This window comes from Streptomyces longispororuber, assembly GCF_014656095.1.
Taxonomy (GTDB): domain Bacteria; phylum Actinomycetota; class Actinomycetes; order Streptomycetales; family Streptomycetaceae; genus Streptomyces; species Streptomyces longispororuber.
This window is the reverse complement of the sequence record NZ_BNBT01000006.1, coordinates 1-20,051: the sequence shown is the minus strand read 5'-3', so window position 1 is coordinate 20,051 and position 20,051 is coordinate 1. Positions and strand designations below refer to the sequence as shown.

Below are 20,051 nucleotides of genomic sequence, written 5' to 3'. Positions count from 1 at the left end.
GCGACCCGGGGACGGTGAGAGCCCGGGGGCGAGCGCGACGTGAAGATCACCCCGGAGCCGCCGGAAGAAAGCCGCAGCCCACGGTCCCCCGGACCGGGCACGGCGAGTAGAACCGGTATCGCGACCCCAATGAGGGGGCCGTCAGGGGTGCCACCGGCACCGCGGCGGCCAAGGAGGGTGGTACCGCGGGAGCGCAGACGACGGCTCTCGTCCCTCCGACGGAACGGAACGCACGTCCGCCGGAGGAAGCGCGAAAATGACGCCGCCGCAGTACCGCCAGGTACCCGCCCAGGTCGACCTGCCCGCCCTCGAGCACGCCGTGCTCGACTTCTGGCGCGAGCAGAAGATCTTCGCCAAGAGCCTGGAGCAGTCCGAGGGCCGCCCCGAGTGGGTGTTCTACGAGGGCCCGCCCACCGCCAACGGCATGCCGGGTGCCCACCACATCGAGGCCCGCGTCTTCAAGGACGTCTTCCCGCGCTTCCGCACCATGCGCGGCTACCACGTGGCCCGCAAGGCCGGCTGGGACTGCCACGGCCTGCCCGTGGAGCTCGCCGTGGAGAAGGAGCTCGGCTTCACCGGCAAGAAGGACATCGAGGCGTACGGCATCGCCGAGTTCAACGCCAAGTGCCGCGAGTCGGTGACCCGCCACACGGACGCCTTCGCCGAGCTGACGACCCGCATGGGCTACTGGGTCGACATGGACGACGCGTACCGCACCATGAACCCGGAGTACGTCGACTCCGTCTGGTGGTCCCTGAAGGAGATCTTCAACAAGGGCCTGCTCGTCCAGGACCACCGCGTCGCCCCCTGGTGCCCCCGCTGCGGCACCGGCCTGTCCGACCACGAGCTGGCGCAGGGCTACGAGACGGTCGTCGACCCGTCCGTCTACGTCCGCTTCCCGCTCACCGGCGGCCCCCTCGCGGGCGAGGCCGCCCTCCTGGTGTGGACCACGACCCCCTGGACGCTGGTGTCCAACACCGCGGTGGCCGCCCACCCGGAGGTCACCTACGTCGTCGCCACCGACGGCGAGGAGAAGCTCGTCGTCGCCGAGCCCCTGGTGGAGAAGGCCCTCGGCGAGGGCTGGGAGGCCACGGGGCAGACGTTCACCGGCGCCGAGATGGAGCGCTGGACGTACCGGCGCCCCTTCGACCTTGTGGGGTTCCCGGCTCCGGCCCACTTCGTGGTCAACGCCGAGTACGTGACCACGGAGGACGGCACCGGCCTCGTCCACCAGTCCCCCGCCTTCGGTGAGGACGACCTCAAGGTCTGCCGCTCCTACGGCCTGCCCGTGGTGAACCCGGTGCGCCCCGACGGCACCTTCGCCGAGGACGTCCCCCTGGTCGGCGGCGTCTTCTTCAAGAAGGCCGACGAAACCCTCACCCAGGACCTGGCCGACCGCGGCCTGCTGTTCAAGCACATCGCGTACGAGCACAGCTACCCGCACTGCTGGCGCTGCCACACCGCGCTCCTGTACTACGCGCAGCCGTCCTGGTACATCCGCACCACGGCCGTCAAGGACCGCCTCCTGGAGGAGAACGAGAAGACCAACTGGTTCCCCGAGTCGGTCAAGCACGGCCGCTTCGGCGACTGGCTGACCAACAACGTCGACTGGGCCCTGTCCCGCAACCGCTACTGGGGCACCCCGCTGCCCGTCTGGCGCTGCGAGGAGGGCCACCTCACCTGCGTCGGCTCCCGCGCCGAGCTCACCGAGCTCACCGGCACCGACCAGTCCGGCCTCGACCCGCACCGCCCGTTCATCGACGAGGTCACCTTCACCTGCACCCACGAGGGCTGCGCGCTCACCGCGACGCGCGTGCCCGAGGTCATCGACGCCTGGTACGACTCCGGCTCGATGCCGTTCGCGCAGTGGGGCTACCCGTACAAGAACAAGGAGCTCTTCGAGAGCCGGTACCCGGCGCAGTTCATCTCGGAGGCCATCGACCAGACCCGCGGCTGGTTCTACACGCTGATGGCCGTCGGCACGCTGGTCTTCGACAAGTCCTCGTACGAGAACGTGGTCTGCCTCGGCCACATCCTCGCCGAGGACGGCCGCAAGATGTCCAAGCACCTGGGCAACATCCTGCAGCCGATCCCGCTCATGGACCAGCACGGCGCCGACGCGGTCCGCTGGTTCATGGCCGCCGGCGGCTCCCCGTGGGCGGCCCGCCGCGTGGGCCACGGCACGATCCAGGAGGTCGTCCGCAAGACCCTCCTCACGTACTGGAACACGGTCGCCTTCCAGGCGCTGTACGCCCGCACGTCGCAGTGGGTCCCCTCGGCCGCCGACCCGGCGCCCGCCGACCGCCCGCTCCTCGACCGCTGGCTGCTCGGCGAGCTGCACGCCCTCACCGACCAGGTGACGCAGGCCATGGACGCCTACGACACCCAGCGCGCGGGCAAGCTCCTGTCCGCCTTCGTCGACAACCTCTCCAACTGGTACGTCCGCCGCTCCCGCCGCCGCTTCTGGCAGGGCGACAAGGCCGCGCTGCGCACCCTGCACGAGGTCGTCGAGACGGTCACGCGCCTGCTGGCCCCGCTGACGCCGTTCATCACCGAGCGCGTCTGGCAGGACCTGGTCGTCCCGGTCACCCCGGACGCCCCGGAGTCGGTGCACCTGGCCACCTGGCCCGAGGCGGACCTGTCCGCGGTCGACCCCGAGCTGTCGAAGCAGATGGCCCTGGTCCGCCGCCTGGTGGAGCTGGGCCGCGCCTCGCGCGCCGAGTCCGGCGTCAAGACCCGCCAGCCGCTGTCCCGCGCGCTCGTCGCCGCCGCGGGCTTCGAGGCGCTCGGCCCGGAGCTGCGCGCGCAGATCGCGGAGGAGCTGAACGTCTCCTCCCTGGCCTCGCTCTCCGAGGTCGGCGGCTCGCTGGTGGACACCACCGCGAAGGCGAACTTCCGCGCGCTCGGCAAGCGCTTCGGCAAGGGCGTCCAGGCGGTGGCCAAGGCCGTCGCCGAGGCCGACGCGGCCGCCCTGTCCCTCGCCCTGCGCGAGGGCACCGCCTCGGTGGAGGTGGACGGCGAGACGGTGACGCTGGCCCCGGACGAGGTCATCATCACCGAGACCCCGCGCGAGGGCTGGTCGGTGGCGTCCGACGCCGGCGCCACGGTCGCCCTCGACCTGGAGCTCACGGACGAGCTGCGCCGTGCGGGCCTGGCCCGGGACGCGATCCGGCTGATCCAGGAGGCCCGTAAGAACAGCGGCCTGGACGTCGCGGACCGCATCGCGCTGCGCTGGACGTCCACGGACGAGGCCACGGTCACGGCCCTCACCGAGCACGCCGCCCTCATCGCCGACGAGGTCCTGGCCACGGACTTCGCCTCCGGCGATGCGGACGACAGCTACGGCGAGCCGTTCGAGGACGCGTCGCTGAACCTGACGTTCCGCCTCCGCAAGGCGTAGCCGCGACGGCGAAGGCCCGGTTCCCCGCTGCTGCGGGGGCCGGGCCTTCGCCGTTTCCGGTCGCGGGCGACCACCCCCGGGGGGGACCGGCGACAGGACACGGGCACGGCACAGCGCAAAAGGGCGGAGCCCCCGGGAATCCGGGGGCTCCGCCCTGAACGCTGCCGACGCCTATGGCGTGGTGCGGCCCGTCAGTTGTCGTCCTCGTCGATGAGGAAACCGCGCATCGGGGACGGCGCCTGCTGCATGGGCGGCTGCCCCTGCGGCCGCACCGGCGCCATCGGCTGCGTCATCGCGGGCGACATCTGCTGCTGCCCGCCGTACGACGGACCGCCCGCGGACTGGTTGCCACCCATCGACTGGTTGCCGCCGTAGGACGGGGCACCCGCGCCGGCCGGAGCCATCGAAGGCGCCGGGGACGGCGGCAGGGACGCGGTCGCCGGGGTACGCGGCGGGGCCAGCGAGTCGTCGGCCTGGGTCTCGAGCTGCCGGAGCTGCGACTCCAGGTACGACTTCAGCCGCGTGCGGTACTCGCGCTCGAAGCCGCGCAGGTCCTCGACCTTGCGCTCCAGCGTGGCGCGGGCGGACTCCAGGGAGCCCATCGCGACGCGGTGCTTCTCCTGCGCGTCCCGCTCCAGGGCGTCGGCCTTGGCACGGGCGTCCCGCTCCAGGCCCTCGGCGCGCGAACGGGCCTCACCGACGATCTTGTTGGCCTCGGAACGGGCCTCCGCGATCGCCTGGTCGGCGGTCTGCTGCGCGAGCGAGAGCACACGGGCGGCGCTGTCGCCGCCGGGGCCCTGGCCGGGCTGCGGCATCTGCGGGCCGTGGCCGCCCATGGGACCACCCATCGGGCCGCCCATCGGACCCTGGCCCATCGGGCCGGGACCCTGCGGACCACCCTGCGGGCCGTGCCCACTGGGGCCCGCGGGCAACTGCGGCGCGCCGCCCGGCAACTGCGGCGGGCCGCCCATCGGGTGCTGCTGCTGCGGCGGCACCGGCTGCGGTCCTGATATTGCGGCGGGCACGGGGGCGCCCGGACCGCGCTGGTCCTGGGGACCGCCCTCGGGGCCCTTGCGCATGTTGCCCTGCTGCTGGTTCTGCGCGGCCGCGCGCGTGGCGGCGGCCAGCTTGGCGCGCAGGTCCTCGTTCTCGCGGAGCAGGCGGGTCAGTTCGGCTTCGACCTCGTCGAGGAAGGCATCGACCTCGTCCTCGTCATAGCCTTCTCGGAGGCGGACGGTCGTGAACTGCTTGTTCCGCACGTCCTCGGGGGTCAACGGCATCTCTTCACCTCAACGTAGTCGTCGGCATTCGGCAAGACCGTATCGTTCACAGCCGGCTCACGACGGTGATCAGGATGTAGACGATGATCATCAGTACGAAGAAGGACAGGTCGAGCGCCACGCCCCCGAGACGCAGCGGCGGGATGACCCGCCGCAGAAGCTTGAGCGGTGGATCGGTGACAGTGTAGGTGGCCTCCAGAACGACCACCATCGCCTTGCCGGGTTGCCATGAGCGGGCGAACTGGAAGACGTAGTCCATGACCAGCCGGAAGATCAGCACGATGAGGAAACACATCAGCGCGATGTAGATCACTTGCAAGACCACGCCCATGTCCGCGTTTCCCTCTCCCCTGCTTCTCTTCGCATCCGTGCTGCATCGGTCCGTGCTGCTGCTGTCTACTGCACTGCGTCTCAGCTCTGGTTGAAGAACCCGCCCTCTGCGATGCGGGCCTTGTCCTCCGCCGTGACATCGACGTTAGCAGGCGACAACAGGAACACCTTCTGCGTCACTCGCTCGATACTGCCATGCAGACCGAAGACGAGACCGGCGGCAAAGTCGACAAGTCGCTTCGCGTCGGTGTCGTCCATCTCCGTCAAGTTCATGATCACCGGGGTGCCTTCGCGGAAGTGTTCCCCGATGGTACGGGCTTCGTTGTAGGTCCGGGGGTGAAGTGTCGTGATGCGGTAGGGCTCACGCTCGGACACGACCTTGGGCATGATCACCGGTGCGTTCTTCTCCAGGCTCTGGCGTTCAGGTGTGATAGATGCCACGGGGGCGATTCGCGCCGGTCGTCCCGATTCAGCGGGAAGCGAAGCGGCCCGGGGCGCCGGGTCGCGCTGCGGCGGCGGTTGTACCACTCGTACCGGTTCGTCCCGTTCCAAGTCCCGGTCGGCGAGGTGGGACTGGTGCGGCGGCTCGTGCCGCCGGCGGTCGCGCTCGGGCTCCGGCTCGGGCTCGAAATCGTCATCGGGGTCGAAGCCCCGACCGTCGTAACCGTCGTCCTCCACGAGGCCGAGGTAGACCGCCATCTTGCGCATCGCGCCGGCCATGCTCTGAGTCCTCCGCTCTGTGGTGGATCGAGAGGTCGTCACCAACTGCCCGCGATCCACGAGGTATCTCCGCACTTCGGCGGAAATGACCATATTTTCTGCTGTGGTCCGACTTCCTGGCGACGTTACCCGAGCCCGCGTCGGACTCCGAGTACCGCTGTGCCGACGCGCACATGTGTCGCACCGGCCGCAACGGCTTCCTCGAGGTCCGCGCTCATCCCTGCCGACACCATGTTCGCAGCCGGATGGGCCACGCGCAGGGCAGTCGACAAATCCATCAGCCGCTCGAACGCCGCCCGTTGCCGGCCCGCGTACTCCCCGGTGAGCGGCGCGACCGTCATCAGGCCGTCGAGCCGCAGCCCGGGGGCTTCGGCCACGTGGCCGGCCAACTCCTCGATCCCGGCGGGGCCCACGCCGCCCCGGTCGCCGCGGCCGCTGACGCCCGCGTCGAGGGCGACCTGGAGCAGGCAGCCCACCTCGCGCCCGGCGCGCACGGCCGCGGCCGAGAGTGCGCCGACGAGCTTCGGCCGGTCGACCGACTGCACCTCGTGGGCGTAACCCACCACGGAGCGCACCTTGTTGGTCTGCAACTGACCGACGAAGTGCCAGGTGAGCGGCAGATCCGCGCAGGCGGCGGCCTTGGGCGCCGCGTCCTGGTCGCGGTTCTCGGCGACGTGGCGCACGCCGAGTTCGGCCAGGAGGCGCACATCGCTCGCGGGGTAGGTCTTGGTGACCACGATGAGGGTCACCTCCGCGCGCTTGCGCCCGGCGGCCGCGCAGGCCGCTTCGATACGGTTTTCGACGTTCGCCAGGTTCGCGGCGAGTTCCGACTTACGGTCCGTCATGCCCCATCAGTCCAGCCAGACATAGCCCGCGAGCCGTCCGGTGACACGGTCGCGGCGGTACGAGAAGTGGTCGCCCGACTCCAGCGTGCAGACCGGCGACTGCTCCCGGTCGCGCACCCCGAGCCGCTCCAGTTGCGCGTGCACCCCGGCGGTCACGTCGACCGCGGGGGTGCCCCAGCTCGTTTCGGCGCCCGCCGCGGGTTCCACGGCGACGACGTCGGCGCGCATGTCCGCGGGCACTTCGTAGCAGCGGCCGCAGACCGCGGGCCCGGTGCGGGCCACGATCCGCTCCGGCCGGGCGCCGAGCCCGACCATGGCCTCGACGGCCGCGGGCACCACCCCGGCGACCATGCCGGGACGGCCCGCGTGCGCCGCGGCGGCGACCCCCGCCACCGGGTCGGCGAGCAGCACCGGTGTGCAGTCGGCGGTCAGCACCGCGAGGGCGAGGCCGCGCTCGGCGGTGACGACGGCGTCGACCGCCGGGACCTCCCGGCCCTCGGGCCAGGGCCCGTCGACCACGGCGACGTCCCGGCCGTGCACCTGGTTCATCCAGACCACGCGGGCGGGGTCGACGCCGAGGGCGGTGGCCGCGAGGTCCCGGTTGCGCCGTACGGCGTCGGGGTCGTCGCCGACCGCTCCGCCGAGGTTGAGCTCTTCGTACGGAACGGCGCTCACCCCGCCCCACCGGTCGGTGAAGGCGAAGTGCGCGCCGCTCACTGTGCTCGTTCCTGAGCCCTTGCCTATCACTTCAGGAAGTCCGGCACGTCCAGCTCTTCGGCCTGGCTGTCCTGGTGCAGGCGGGTCGGCGGGACCTGCGGGGGCGCGACCGGCGTCGCGGGCGCCTCGCTCACCGGGGCCGGTTCGGCCGGCTCCGGGGCCGGGGGGTCCTCGCGCGGCGTGACGCTGCCGAGGCCGCCGAAGGCCGGGGCCGGACGGGACGATTCAGCGGGACGGCTCGGCGGCGCGGGCTCCTCGCGCTTGGGAGCGGACGAGCCCAGGACGTTGTCCCGCTTGGCCGGCGGCTGGCCGCCGTCGAACCCGGCGGCGATGACGGTCACCCGGACCTCGTCGCCGAGCGCGTCGTCGATGACCGCGCCGAAGATGATGTTGGCTTCGGGGTGCGCGGCCTCGCTCACCAGTTGGGCCGCCTCGTTGATCTCGAACAGGCCGAGGTCGGAGCCGCCGGAGATGGAGAGCAGCACGCCCCGGGCGCCGTCGATGGAGGCCTCGAGGAGCGGCGAGGAGATCGCCATCTCGGCGGCGGCCACCGCGCGGTCGTCGCCGCGGGCCGAGCCGATGCCCATGAGCGCCGAACCGGCCTCGGACATGACCGACTTGACGTCGGCGAAGTCGAGGTTGATCAGGCCGGGCGTGGTGATGAGGTCGGTGATGCCCTGGACGCCGGAGAGGAGCACCTGGTCGGCCGACTTGAAGGCGTCGAGCACGCTGACCTGGCGGTCCGAGATGGAGAGCAGCCGGTCGTTCGGGATGACGATGAGGGTGTCGACCTCTTCGCGGAGTTCGGCGATGCCGTCCTCCGCCTGGTTGGCGCGGCGGCGTCCCTCGAAGGTGAACGGCCGCGTGACCACACCGATCGTCAGGGCGCCGAGGGAGCGCGCGATGTTGGCGACCACGGGCGCGCCGCCCGTGCCGGTGCCGCCGCCCTCACCGGCCGTGACGAAGACCATGTCGGCCCCCTTGAGGACCTCCTCGATCTCCTCGCGGTGGTCCTCGGCCGCCTTGCGGCCGACGGCCGGGTTGGCGCCGGCGCCGAGTCCGCGGGTGAGTTCACGGCCGACGTCGAGCTTGACGTCGGCGTCGCTCATCAACAGGGCTTGCGCGTCGGTGTTGATGGCGATGAACTCGACGCCCTTGAGACCGACCTCGATCATCCGGTTGATGGCATTGACACCACCGCCGCCGACACCGATGACTTTGATGACTGCGAGGTAGTTCTGCGGTGCTGCCACGTCGAAGGCCTCTCGCCTCGAGTTACGTGTCGCCGTCTCACGCTGCCGCGAGGCGCCGACTGATGCCGAATGGGACGGTCCGAATCGCCGACCCGAACCCTAACGCTGAAGTTTAGGGTTACCAGTGTGTCTGTTCCCTGGACTCTTCCGAACAGGACACTAAGTCGACAAGTGGCGCGCGTTCAACGAACACGCCGAACCTCCCGTTTTTCTTTTCACCCTATGTGATCAGGCGTAGCCATGCCCATCCAGGGTGCTGGCCTGCGCTGATGTACGTCAACTCGCTGATGACGCGGGCGCGGTGGGGACGCTCACGTCGAAGTGCCGCGCCTTGGGGACCGCTTTCATCAGCCCGTTCAGGGCTTCGGCCTTCAGACGCCCGTTCTCGCTGCTGCCCCAGGCGACGGTACGCCCGCCCGTCAACTCCAGCGCGATGGAGTCGTACGAGCCGACCTTGACGGCGACGGTGTCGCCGGCCACGGCCCCGGGCAGGTCCGCGACCACCTTCACCGCCTCGCGGCGCAGCCGGTCCGGGCCGAAACGGCGCAGGCTGGCGGCCGCGCCGCCGGAGCGGTCCAGTTCCATCTTGAGCAGGGGGGCGCCCTTGGGGGCCTTGTCGACCGTGGCGAAGCGCACACCCTTGGCGTCCACTTCGACGTATCTGTCGCCCTTCTCGATGAGCAGCACGGGGGTACGCTCCGTCACTTCCAGGGTGATCTCGTGGGGCCAGGAGCGGATGACGTCAACCGAGTCGATCCGGGGCAATTTCCTGCGCAGCCGCTCCTCGACGGCCGCGGAGTCGACCGAAATGAGCGGTCCCCCGCGGCCGATGCCGGCGGCCTCGCGCACCTGGTCCGGCCGCAGCACCACGGTCCCGGTCGCCGTGACCCGCTCCACGCGCAGCCACGGCGAGCCGTAGAGCACCCAGGTGACGCCCCCGCCGAGGACGGCGAGCAGGACCACCGCGAGGAGCAGGGTGCGCAGCCGCGGCAGCCGTGGGCGGCGGGAGCGCGGCCGGGGCGGGCCGGACGTGGGCCTGTGCCGTTCGGCGGTCTTCGGTCCGGCCACTCTCCCCTGCCTTCTCACGCGCTGCGGCGTGACGCAATCGCCTCGTACACCATGGTGACCAGGAGGTCGTCGGCGTCCCTGCGCCCGAACTCCGAGGCGGCGCGGGACATCTCGTACAGCCGGTGCGGGTCGGCGAGCACGGGGAGCACCTGGGACTGGACCCATTCGGGCGTCAGTTCCGCGTCGTCGACCAGCAGTCCGCCGCCCGCCTTGACCACCGGCTGGGCGTTGAGCCGCTGTTCGCCGTTGCCGATGGGCAGCGGCACGTACGCGGCGGGGAGCCCGACGGCGGAGAGTTCGGCGACGGTCATCGCGCCCGCGCGGCAGAGCATCATGTCGGCCGCGGCGTACGCGAGGTCCATCCGGTCCACGTACGGTACCGGGATGTAGGGGGGCATCCCGGGCATGTTCTCGACGTACGGCAATTCGTTCTTCGGGCCGACGGCGTGCAGGATCTGGATGCCCGCGCGCTGGAGGACCGGGGCGACCTGCTGGATGACCTCGTTGAGGCGGCGCGCGCCCTGGGAGCCGCCGGAGACGAGCAGCGTGGGCAGGTTCGGGTCGAGCCCGAACGTGGCGCGCGCCTCGGGGCGGACCTTGGCGCGGTCCAGCATCGCGATGGCGCGCCGCAGCGGGATGCCGATGTAGCGCGAGCCGCGCAGCTTGCTGTCCGGCGTGGAGACCGCGACGGCGGCCGCGTACCGGGAGCCGATCTTGTTGGCGAGGCCGGGGCGCGCGTTGGCCTCGTGCACGACGATCGGCACCCCGGCCCGCTTGGCCGCGAGGTAGCCGGGCAGGGCCACGTAGCCGCCGAAGCCGACGACGCAGTCCGCCTTGGTGCGCTCCAGGATCTGCTCGGCCGCCTTGATGGTGCCGCGCAGCCGGCCGGGCACGGTGATCAGCTCCGGCGTGGGCTTGCGTGGCAGGGGCACGGCGGGGATCAGGGCGAGTTCGTAACCGCGCTCGGGAACGAGTCGGGTCTCGAGGCCGCGCTCCGTGCCGAGGGCCGTGATGCCCACGGTCGGGTCCTGCCTGCGCAGGGCGTCTGCGAGGGCAAGCGCGGGCTCGATGTGGCCGGCGGTCCCCCCACCGGCGAGTACGACATGCACCGAAATTCACCGCTCTCCGGACGAACGCGCCTTGACGCGCCGTCGCATCGTGTTCCATCTCACCCGAGGTTGCCGCATGGCCAGGGCCGCCTTCGCCGCGGGTTCCTCGCGCGCGAAGGCGATGAGGAGCCCGATGGCGAACATGGTCGGCAGCAGGGCCGAGCCCCCGTAGGAGAACAGCGGGAGCGGGACACCGGCGATCGGCAGCAGGCCGAGCACCGCACCGATGTTGACCACGGCCTGGGCCGTGATCCAGGTGGTCACGCCTCCCGCGGCATACCTCACGAAGGGGTCCTCCGTGCGTCCGGCCACGCGGATACCCGCATAGCCTAGAGCCGCGAACAGGGCGAGCACCGACAGTGTCCCCGCAAGACCGAGTTCCTCGCCGGTGATGGCGAAGATGAAGTCCGTGTGCGGTTCGGGCAGTTGACCCCATTTTTCCACACTCGCGCCCAGACCGGAACCGAAGAATCCGCCCGAGGCGAGGGCGTAGATGCCGTGCACGGCCTGCCAGCAGGAGTCGCCGGGCCCCGGCTCGGTGGCGCCGATGCACTGCAGCCGCGCCATGCGGTTGGGGCTCGTCTTGATGAGGATCACACCGAGCACGGCGGCGACGCTCAGCACGCCCGCGAAGAGCCGCGTCGGCGCACCGGCCAGCCAGAGCAGGCCGAAGAGGATCGCCGTGAGGATGATCGCGGTCCCCATGTCGCCGCCGAGCATGATGAGGCCGAGCAGCATGAAGGTGACCGGGACGAGCGGCACCAGCATGTGCTTCCACTGGGTCAGCAGCCGCTTGTCCTGCTTGCGGGCCAGCAGGTCGGCGCCCCACAGGACGAGGGCCAGCTTGCCGAACTCGCTGGGCTGGAGCTGGAAGGGGCCGCCCAGGTAGATCCAGTTCTGGTTGCCGTTGACGCTGCGCCCTATCCCGGGGACCTGGACGAGGACCATGAGGAAGACGGAGACGGCGAGGATCGGGTAGGACAGCGCCCGGTGCAGCTTGATGGGCATCCGCATGGCGACGAGCAGCAGCACGGCGCCGAGGACGGCGGCGACGAACTGCTTGCGGAAGAAGTACGAGGCCGCCAGGTTGAGCTGGAGCGCCTGGATCATCGAGGCCGAGTAGACCATCACCAGGCCGAGCGCGGTGATCAGCAGGCTGGCGCCGAAGATCAGGTAGTACGCGGTCAGCGGCCGGTCCCAGGCCCGGCGGACCCGGTCGACCAGGCGCCGGGCGGGGTTCTCCCGCACCACCGGGGTGCGCGGGCGCCCGGGGCGCTTCGGCGTACGCGGTGCCCTGGGCGTACGGACCGGCGCGCGCCCGGCCATCAGGAGCCCTCCGGCCCGGTGTGCGGCCGTACCCGCGTACCCCGCCGCTGCGACGCTGTCACGTGCCCTCCTCCACGGTGCCGGGTGCCTGGCGCCGGCGCCCTTCCCGGGTCCGTGTCAGGCGCTCGCGCCGAGTTCGCGGACCGCCTCCGCGAACGCGTCACCACGTTGGTTGTAGTTGGTGAACATGTCCATCGACGCGCAGGCCGGAGCCATCAGGACGGTGTCCCCCGGCGTCGCGAGCCGTGCCGCCTGGCGTACCGCCTCGGCCATCGCCCCAGTGTCGGTCCGGTCGAGGTCGACGACGGGTACTTCCGGCGCGTGTCGCGCGAGGGCTTCCCTGATCAGCGCGCGGTCGGCGCCGATCAGGACGGCGCCGCGCAGCCGCTTCGCCGACGCGGCGACCAGCTCGTCGAACGTCGCGCCCTTGGCGAGGCCGCCCGCGATCCACACGATCGACTCGTAGGCCGCCAACGAGGCCTCGGCCGCGTGGGTGTTGGTGGCCTTGGAGTCGTCGACGTAGGCGACTCCGGCGACGTCCGCGACGTGCTCGATGCGGTGGGCGTCCGGGCGGAAGGCCCGCAGGCCGTCGCGGACGGCCGCCGGGGCCACGCCGAAGGCCCGGGCGAGCGCCGCCGCGGCGAGGGCGTTGGCGATGTTGTGCGGGGCCGGCGGCTGGACGTCGGAGACCTCGGCGAGCTCCTGGGCCTGCTTCTGGCGGTCCGGTACGAAGGCACGGTCCACCAGGATGCCCTCGACGACGCCGAGTTGCGAGGGGGCGGGGGTGCCCAGCGTGAAGCCGATGGCCCGGCAGCCCTCCTCGACGTCGGCCTCGCGGACCAGGTCCTCGGTGCGCGCGTCGGCCACGTTGTAGACGCAGGCGACCTGGTTGCCCTCGTAGATCCGGCCCTTGTCGGCGGCGTACGCCTCCATGGAGCCGTGCCAGTCGAGGTGGTCGGGGGCGAGGTTCAGCACGGCCGCGGAGTGGGCGCGCAGGGAGGGCGCCCAGTGGAGCTGGTAGCTGGAGAGCTCGACGGCGAGGACGTCGTAGGGCTCGCCGGCCGGCTGCCCGCCGGTGCCTTCGGACGCGCGGGCAGCGCGCGCCGCCCGGTCCTCCAGGATCACGTCGACGATCGGCGTGCCGATGTTGCCGACGGCGGCGGTGCGCAGGCCCGCGGCGCTCAGGATCGAGGCCAGCATCCGCGTGGTGGTGGTCTTGCCGTTGGTGCCGGTGACCGCCAGCCAGGGGGCCGCGCCGGGGCCGCGCAGGCGCCAGGCGACCTCCACGTCGCCGATGACGTCCACGCCCGCCGCGGCGGCGGCCGCGAACAGCGGGCTGTCCGGCTTCCACCCCGGCGAGGTGACGACGAGGCCGGTGCCCTCGGGCAGGGTTTCGGCGTCCCCGAGGCGCACGGCGACGCCCGCTTCGGCCAGCTCGGCGGCCCGTGCTTCGAGGGCCGGGCCCGAGCCGCCGTCCACGACGGTCACCACGGCGCCCAGGCCCGCGAGGGCGCGGGCGGCGCTGACGCCGCTGACGCCGAGGCCGGCGACGGTGACGCGCAGGCCCTTCCAGGAGGCCTCGGTGTCCGGCACGCCCCACGCGTCCTGCGATTCGCTCACTTCTTGGCTGCCCATCCGGCGTAGAAGAGGCCGAGGCCGACGATGACGCACATGCCCTGGATGATCCAGAAGCGGACCACGACAAGGACCTCGGACCACCCCTTGAGTTCGAAGTGGTGCTGGAGCGGGGCCATGCGGAAGACGCGCTTCCCGGTCAGGCGGAAGGAGCCGACCTGGATGACCACCGACATGGTGATGAGGACGAAGAGGCCGCCGAGCAGGGCGAGCAGCAGCTCCGTGCGGGAGCAGATGGCGAGGCCGGCGAGGGCGCCGCCGAGGGCGAGGGAGCCGGTGTCACCCATGAAGATCTTGGCGGGCGAGGTGTTCCACCACAGGAAGCCGAAGCAGGCGCCCATCAGCGCGGAGGCCACGACGGCCAGGTCGAGCGGGTCCCTGACCTCGAAGCAGGCGGCCGGGTTGGTCAGGTCCTGGGCGTTGGCGCAGGACTCCTGGAACTGCCAGACGCCGATGAACGTGTACGCGCCGAAGACCATCACGGAGGCGCCGGTGGCGAGGCCGTCGAGGCCGTCGGTGAGGTTCACGCCGTTGGACATCGCCAGGATCATGAACAGCGCCCAGACGACGAACAGAACCGGGCCGATCGACCAGCCGAAGTCCTCGACGAACGACAGCTTCGTGGACGCCGGGGTCTGGCCGCGGCCGTCGGCGAACTGCAGCGAGATGACGGCGAAGGCGATGCCGACGATGAGCTGTCCGGCCATCTTCGCCTTGGCGCGCAGGCCGAGCGACCGCCGCTTGACGATCTTGATGTAGTCGTCGAGGAAGCCGACCAGGCCCATGCCCGCCATCAGGCCGAGCACGAGCAGGCCCGAGATGGTGGGCTCGGCACCCGTGATGATCTTGCTGAGGAAGTACGCGATGAGCGTCGCCAGGATGAAGGCGATACCACCCATGGTCGGCGTACCGCGCTTGCTGTGGTGCTCGCGCGGGCCGTCGTCGCGGATGTACTGGCCGTAGCCCTTGCGGGCGAGCAGCTTGATCAGCAGGGGCGTCCCGACCAGGGTCAGGAACAGACCGATCACACCCGCGAAGAGGATCTGCTTCATCATCGGGCGTCAACTCCACCCGTCGCGGCGCCGGCGGCGTCGGCCACGAGAGCCTGCGCGACCTTCTCCAGGCCCACCGATCTGGACGCCTTCACCAGCACGACGTCTCCTGGGCGCAGCTCGCTGCGCAGCAGGTCGACCGCCGCCTGTGCGTCGGACACGTGCACCGACTCCTCACCCCACGAACCCTCGTTGTATGCGCCCAGTTGGAGCCAGGACGCTTCCCTGCCCCCGACTGCCACGAGCTTGTTCACGTTCAGCCGGACGGCAAGTCGTCCGACCGCGTCGTGCTCGGCGAGCCCCTCGTCCCCGAGCTCGGCCATGTGGCCGAGCACCGCCCACGTGCGTCCCCCCCGCGCCTGCGCGGCCTGGCCCATGGCGGCCAGCGCGCGCAGGGCGGCGCGCATGGATTCGGGGTTCGCGTTGTAGGCGTCGTTGACGACCGTCACGCCGTCCGGGCGCTCGGTGACCTCCATCCGCCAGCGGGACAGCGTGCCCGCCTCGGAGAGCGCGAGGGCGATCTCGTCCACGGACATGCCTAGGTCATGGGCGACGGCGGCCGCGGCGAGCGCGTTCGACACGTGGTGCTCACCGTACAGGCGCAGCCGTACGTCGCTGCACCCGGAGGGTGTGTGCAGCGTGAAGGTCGGCTGTCCGATCGACGTGAGCCGGACATTCTCGGCGCGTACGTCGGCGTCGTCGGCCTCGCCGAAGAGCAGCACGCGGGCCTTCGTACGGGTGGCCATCGCGCGCACGAGCGGGTCGTCGGCGTTGAGGATCGCGGTGCCGTCCGCCGGCAGGCTCTCGACCAGCTCACCCTTTGCTTGTGCGATCTGCTCCCGGCCGCCGAACTCGCCGATGTGGGCGGTGCCGACGTTCAGGACGAGGCCGACCTTCGGCGGCGTGAGCTCCGTCAGGTACCGGATGTGGCCGATGCCGCGCGCGCCCATCTCCAGGACGAGGTACCGGGTCTCCTCGGTGGCGGACAGCGCGGTGAGCGGCAGCCCGATCTCGTTGTTGAGCGAGCCCGGCGTCCACACCGTCGGCGCGTGGCGCTGGAGCACCTGGGCGATCAGGTCCTTGGTGCTGGTCTTGCCCGCGGAGCCGGTCAGGGCCACGAGGGTGGCGCCGAGGCGGGCGACGACGTGCCGGGCGAGCGCGCCGAGCGCCGCCGGTACGTCCTCGACCACGATGGCGGGCACGCCGACGGGCCGGGTCGCGAGGACGGCCACGGCGCCCGCCTCGACGACCTGGGCCGCGTAGTCGTGGCCGTCGACCCGCTCGCCGGCGAACGCGGCGAACAGGCCGCCGGGCTCGACCTCACGGGAGTCCCGCACGACCGGCGCGGTGACCTGGACGGACGGATCCGGTATGTCGTACGTCTGCCCGCCGACGACGGTGGCGATCTCGGCGAGGGAGAGGGCGATCACAACTTCATCCCTGGGTTTGCTGGATAGCTTCGCGAAGCACCTGGCGGTCGTCGAAGGGACGGACCACCCCGGCGATGTCCTGGCCCTGCTCGTGGCCCTTGCCGGCGACGAGGACGGTGTCACCGGGCTCGGCGCGGGCGACGGCCGCGGCGATCGCGGCGGCCCGGTCCTCGAAGACGGCGACCTCGCCGCGCTCGTGGGCGGGCACCTCGGCGGCGCCCGCGAGCATGGTGGCGAGGATCGCCAAGGGGTCCTCGGAGCGGGGGTTGTCAGAGGTGAGGATGGCCGTGTCGGCGAACCGGGCGGCCGCGGCACCCATCGGCATCCGCTTGGTCGTGTCGCGGTCGCCGCCGCAGCCGAGCACGATGTGCAGCTTGCCCTCGGTGACCTTGCGCAGGGCGCGCAGGACCGATTCGACGGCGTCCGTCTTGTGGGCGTAGTCGACGACCGCGAGGTAGTCCTGGCCCGCGTCGACGCGCTCCAGGCGGCCGGGGACGCCGGGCACCGCGGCGATGCCGTCGGCGGCCTGCTGGGGGTCGATCCCGGCGACGGCGAGCGCGACGATCGCGGCGAGCGTGTTGGCGACGTTGAAGGGGCCCGCGAGCGGGGACTTCGCGGCGATCCGCTCGCCCTTGGGGCCGACGGCCGTGAACGTGGAGTCGAGCGGCCCCACTTCGACGTCCTCGGCGCGCCAGTCGGCGTCCGGGTGGCCCTCGGCGGAGAAGCTGGTGACCGGCACCTCGGACTCGGTCAGGAGCCTGCGGCCGTACTCGTCGTCGTAGTTGACGACGCCGAGCCGGGCGCGGCGCGCGGTGAAGAGCTGCGCCTTGGCCCGGAAGTAGTCCTCCATGCCGGAGTGGAACTCCATGTGCTCCGGGCTGAGGTTGTTGAACACGGCGACGTCGAAGACGCAGCCGTCCACGCGGCCGAGGACCAGGGCGTGGCTGGACACCTCCATGGCGACGGCCTGGACGCCGCGCTCGCGCATCACCGCGAACAGCGCCTGCAGGTCGGTGGCTTCGGGCGTGGTGCGCTCGGACTTGATGCGCTCGTCGCCGATGCGCATCTCGACGGTGCCGATGAGACCGGTGCTGCGCACCTGGCGCAGGCCGCCCTCGATGAGGTACGCGGTGGTGGTCTTGCCCGACGTACCGGTGATGCCGATCTGGAGCAGGTCGCGGCCGGGGTGGCCGTAGACCGTTGCGGCCAGTTCGCCCATGCTGCCGCGCGGGTCGTCGACGACCAGGACCGGCAGGCCGGTGGCGGCGGCGCGCTCGGCGCCCGTGGGGTCGGTCAGGACGGCGGCGGCGCCGAGGTCGGCGGCCTGGGCGACGAAGTCGGCGCCGTGCGCGCGGGCGCCGGGCAGCGCGGCGTAGATGTCGCCGGGGCGCACCGCGCGCGAGTCGTGGGTGATGCCCGTGACGGGCGTGCCTGGTGACGGGGCACCCGGCGCGGTGCCCGGGACCGCGGCCCCTAGCTGATCGGCGAGCTCCGCGAGGGGGGTGGCGGAGACCTGGGCCGGCCTCGGCGGTCCCGGATGGGTCACGGGAGCGTCCTTCTGGGTGGTTTGGGACTGATCAGCGTGTGGCACGGCGGTGAGCGTACCGGGCGCACCCCCGCTGGGGCCAAAAGGGAGGGCCCCGGCGGTGCGGTTCCCCGGATCAGGGGTGATCGTCGTCACGGTGGTTCCTGGTCAGCGCCGGGGCGTGCCCGACCCGGCGGGGCGTCCTGGGGTCTCCGGCTGCCCCGGGTTGAAGGTGACCGGCAGGCGCGCGGGGGCGCCGCCGGTGGGCGGCACCTGGAGCGTCTTGAGGGCGAACTGCATGACCTGCTTGTAGACGGGGCCGCAGATCTGGCCGCCGAAGTAGCTGCCCCGCTTGGCGTTCTGGATGACGCAGTAGACGGTGACGCGCGGCTTGTCGGCGGGCGCGAAGCCGGCGAAGGAGGAGGTGTAGCCGTGGTAGCGGCCGGTCCGCGGGTCGACGCGGTTGGCGGTGCCGGTCTTGCCCGCGACGCGGTAGCCGGGGATGCGCGCCTTGGTCCCGGTGCCTTCCTCGTCGTCGACGACGGACTCCAGCATCCGCGCCACGGTCCGCGCGGTCTTCTGGCTGACGACGCGGGACGTGCGGGGCGCGGGGGCGGGCGTGAAGCGGCCGTCGGGGCCCTTGGTGCCGCGCACCAGCGTGGGCTCGACGCGGACGCCGCCGTTGGCGATGGTCGAGTAGACGGAGGCCGCCTGCATGGCGTTGATGGAGACGCCCTGGCCGAAGGGGATGGTGAACTGCTGCGACGTGGACCACTTGTCGGGCGGCGCGAGGATGCCCTTGGTCTCGCCGGGGAACCCGAGCCCGCTGGGCTTTCCGAGGCCGAACTTGCGCAGGTACGAGTAGAGGACCTTGTTGGCCTGCTTCTGGGTGTCGCCGAGTTCGCCGGTGGCGAGGATGGTGCCGATGTTGCTGGACTTGGCGAGGACGCCGTTGAGCGTGAGGTACCAGGTCGGGTGGTCGATGTCGTCCTGGAAGAGCCGGTCGCCGCGGTGCAGCCGGTTGGGGACGGTGACCCGGGTGTGGGGGGTCGCCGCGTTCTCCTCCAGGACGGCGGCCATCGACATGACCTTGGCGGTGGAGCCGGGTTCGTAGGCGTCCTGCACGGCCGCGTTGCCGAGGCTGGTGCTCGCGGCGGCCGACAGGTCGTTGGGGTCGAAGCCGGGGGCGTTGGCCATGGCGAGGACCTCGCCGGTGCGGGTGTCCTGCACGATGACGTAGCCGCGGTCCGCGTCGGACTTCCTGACCTGCTCGGCGATGGCGTCCTGGGCGGCCCACTGGATGTCGCGGTCGATGGTCAGCTCGACGTCCGAGCCGGGCACGGCGGGCTTCTCGTTGGAGCCCGCGGTCGGCACCTGGCGGCCGCCGGACTGCGCGTAGCGGATCTCGCCGCGCTTGCCCGCGAGGTCCTTGTCGAGCTGCCGCTCGACCCCGCCGCCGCCCTTGCCGTCGGCGTTGACCCAGCCCAGTATCCCGGCGGCCAGGTCGCCGTTGGGGTACACGCGCTTGCTGGTGGGCACGGCCATGACGCCCGCGAGGACGTTCGCCGCCTTGGGGTCGGCCTCGGCCTTCTCGGCGAGCGTGGCGCGCAGGTCCTTGATCTGCTTCCACACCTGCGGCGTGGCGCGCCGCGCGAGGAGCGTGAAGCGGGTGCCGGGTGTCCTGAGCTTCTTGGCGACGGCGTCGGCGTCCTCGTCGAGGATCGGCGCGATCAGCGCGGCGGCCTGCTCGGGCGCGTCCTTGACCTTCGTCTCCTCGCGCGTGAACAGCGTCGGGTCGGCCGTGATGTCGTACGCGTCCACGCTGGTGGCCAGCTCGACGCCCTTGCGGTCGGTGATGGCCCCGCGCTCGGCGGCGATCTTGTGGGTGGAGTACCGGTTCTTCCCGGCCTTGGCGGCGTACGCGTCGGCGTCGACGGCCTGGACCTGGAAGAGCCGCACCACGAAGGCCAGCATCACCAGGGTGAGGACGAGGCTGATCAGCCGCAGCCGGGGCCGGGGGCTGCCCAGGCGCAGCGGCTTGGGCCGGCCGGGGGCGGGGCGCGGGCCGCGGCCGGGGGGACGGGAGCCCTGGCGCGGGCGGCGGGGGGCGCCGTTCCCGGCGCTTGCGGTGTTCCCGGTGTTCCTGCCGGTTCCGGCGTTCCTGCCGTTGCCGGCGTTCCTGTCGTTGCCGCCGGGCCGGACGGGCCGGGCGGGGTTCGGGACGCGACGCCGCGGCGTCGGCTGTCGGTCCGTCACTTACGTCACCTGCCGGAGGTCGTGGGAGCGGGCTGCGCGGAGGGGGCGGAGGCGGGCCGGGAGCCACCACCCGGCGCGGCGGGCGGGCGCGGCGCCGCGGGCCCG

Annotated in this window: 15 protein-coding genes; 1 reads left to right on the top strand and 14 read right to left on the bottom strand. The window is 71.9% G+C overall.

Annotation, left to right across the window (positions count from 1 at the left end):
- Positions 1-256: 256 nt before the first annotated feature.
- Positions 257-3,400 (top strand): isoleucine--tRNA ligase, encoded by a 3,144-nt coding sequence (ileS, locus tag IE330_RS03305; RefSeq protein ID WP_190134303.1) that lies wholly within the window; start codon positions 257-259, stop codon positions 3,398-3,400.
- A gap of 191 nt (positions 3,401-3,591) precedes the next feature.
- Here the strand turns inward: ileS and IE330_RS03300 are convergent, their stop codons facing one another.
- From IE330_RS03300 to IE330_RS03235, 14 genes are all read right to left on the bottom strand, one after another.
- Entirely contained in the window at positions 3,592-4,680 is a 1,089-nt protein-coding gene (locus IE330_RS03300; protein ID WP_190134302.1) for a DivIVA domain-containing protein, read from the bottom strand.
- A 46-nt stretch (positions 4,681-4,726) separates the two neighbouring features.
- Positions 4,727-5,011 carry a YggT family protein gene (locus IE330_RS03295; RefSeq protein ID WP_190134301.1) on the bottom strand — a complete coding sequence of 95 codons (285 nt, stop codon included), beginning with the start codon at positions 5,009-5,011 and terminating at the stop codon, positions 4,727-4,729.
- Between the two features lie 80 nt (positions 5,012-5,091).
- Entirely contained in the window at positions 5,092-5,730 is a 639-nt protein-coding gene (locus tag IE330_RS03290; protein ID WP_190134300.1) for a cell division protein SepF, read from the bottom strand.
- 125 nt (positions 5,731-5,855) lie between these two features.
- Entirely contained in the window at positions 5,856-6,575 is a 720-nt protein-coding gene (locus IE330_RS03285; RefSeq protein ID WP_190134299.1) for a YggS family pyridoxal phosphate-dependent enzyme, read from the bottom strand.
- A gap of 6 nt (positions 6,576-6,581) precedes the next feature.
- Complete coding sequence (pgeF, locus tag IE330_RS03280; RefSeq protein ID WP_190134298.1) at positions 6,582-7,292, bottom strand: peptidoglycan editing factor PgeF; 711 nt, start codon at positions 7,290-7,292, stop codon at positions 6,582-6,584.
- A gap of 26 nt (positions 7,293-7,318) precedes the next feature.
- The gene (ftsZ, locus tag IE330_RS03275) at positions 7,319-8,545 is read right to left on the bottom strand and encodes a cell division protein FtsZ (RefSeq protein WP_190134297.1); all 1,227 of its coding nucleotides are present in this window, start codon (positions 8,543-8,545) and stop codon (positions 7,319-7,321) included.
- 276 nt (positions 8,546-8,821) lie between these two features.
- On the bottom strand, positions 8,822-9,613 hold the full coding sequence (locus IE330_RS03270) for a cell division protein FtsQ/DivIB (protein ID WP_190134296.1): 792 nt from the start codon (positions 9,611-9,613) through the stop codon (positions 8,822-8,824).
- Between the two features lie 14 nt (positions 9,614-9,627).
- Entirely contained in the window at positions 9,628-10,722 is a 1,095-nt protein-coding gene (gene murG / locus IE330_RS03265) for an undecaprenyldiphospho-muramoylpentapeptide beta-N-acetylglucosaminyltransferase (RefSeq protein ID WP_190134295.1), read from the bottom strand.
- 6 nt (positions 10,723-10,728) lie between these two features.
- A complete protein-coding gene (gene ftsW / locus IE330_RS03260) occupies positions 10,729-12,048 on the bottom strand; it encodes a putative lipid II flippase FtsW (protein WP_190134294.1) in 1,320 nt (439 codons plus the stop codon).
- A 117-nt stretch (positions 12,049-12,165) separates the two neighbouring features.
- A complete protein-coding gene (gene murD / locus IE330_RS03255) occupies positions 12,166-13,683 on the bottom strand; it encodes a UDP-N-acetylmuramoyl-L-alanine--D-glutamate ligase (protein WP_190134293.1) in 1,518 nt (505 codons plus the stop codon).
- Positions 13,665-14,738 (bottom strand): phospho-N-acetylmuramoyl-pentapeptide-transferase, encoded by a 1,074-nt coding sequence (mraY, locus tag IE330_RS03250; protein ID WP_190134292.1) that lies wholly within the window; start codon positions 14,736-14,738, stop codon positions 13,665-13,667. The genes murD and mraY overlap by 19 nt, the downstream gene beginning before the upstream one ends.
- Positions 14,735-16,165, bottom strand: a complete 1,431-nt coding sequence (locus IE330_RS03245) for a UDP-N-acetylmuramoyl-tripeptide--D-alanyl-D-alanine ligase (RefSeq protein ID WP_190134291.1) — start codon at positions 16,163-16,165, stop codon at positions 14,735-14,737. The genes mraY and IE330_RS03245 overlap by 4 nt, the downstream gene beginning before the upstream one ends.
- A 4-nt stretch (positions 16,166-16,169) precedes the next feature.
- Entirely contained in the window at positions 16,170-17,846 is a 1,677-nt protein-coding gene (locus IE330_RS03240; RefSeq protein WP_190134290.1) for a UDP-N-acetylmuramoyl-L-alanyl-D-glutamate--2,6-diaminopimelate ligase, read from the bottom strand.
- A 12-nt stretch (positions 17,847-17,858) separates the two neighbouring features.
- Positions 17,859-19,946, bottom strand: coding sequence for a peptidoglycan D,D-transpeptidase FtsI family protein (locus tag IE330_RS03235; RefSeq protein ID WP_190134289.1), 2,088 nt, complete (start codon positions 19,944-19,946; stop codon positions 17,859-17,861).
- Between the last annotated feature and the right edge of the window lie 105 nt (positions 19,947-20,051).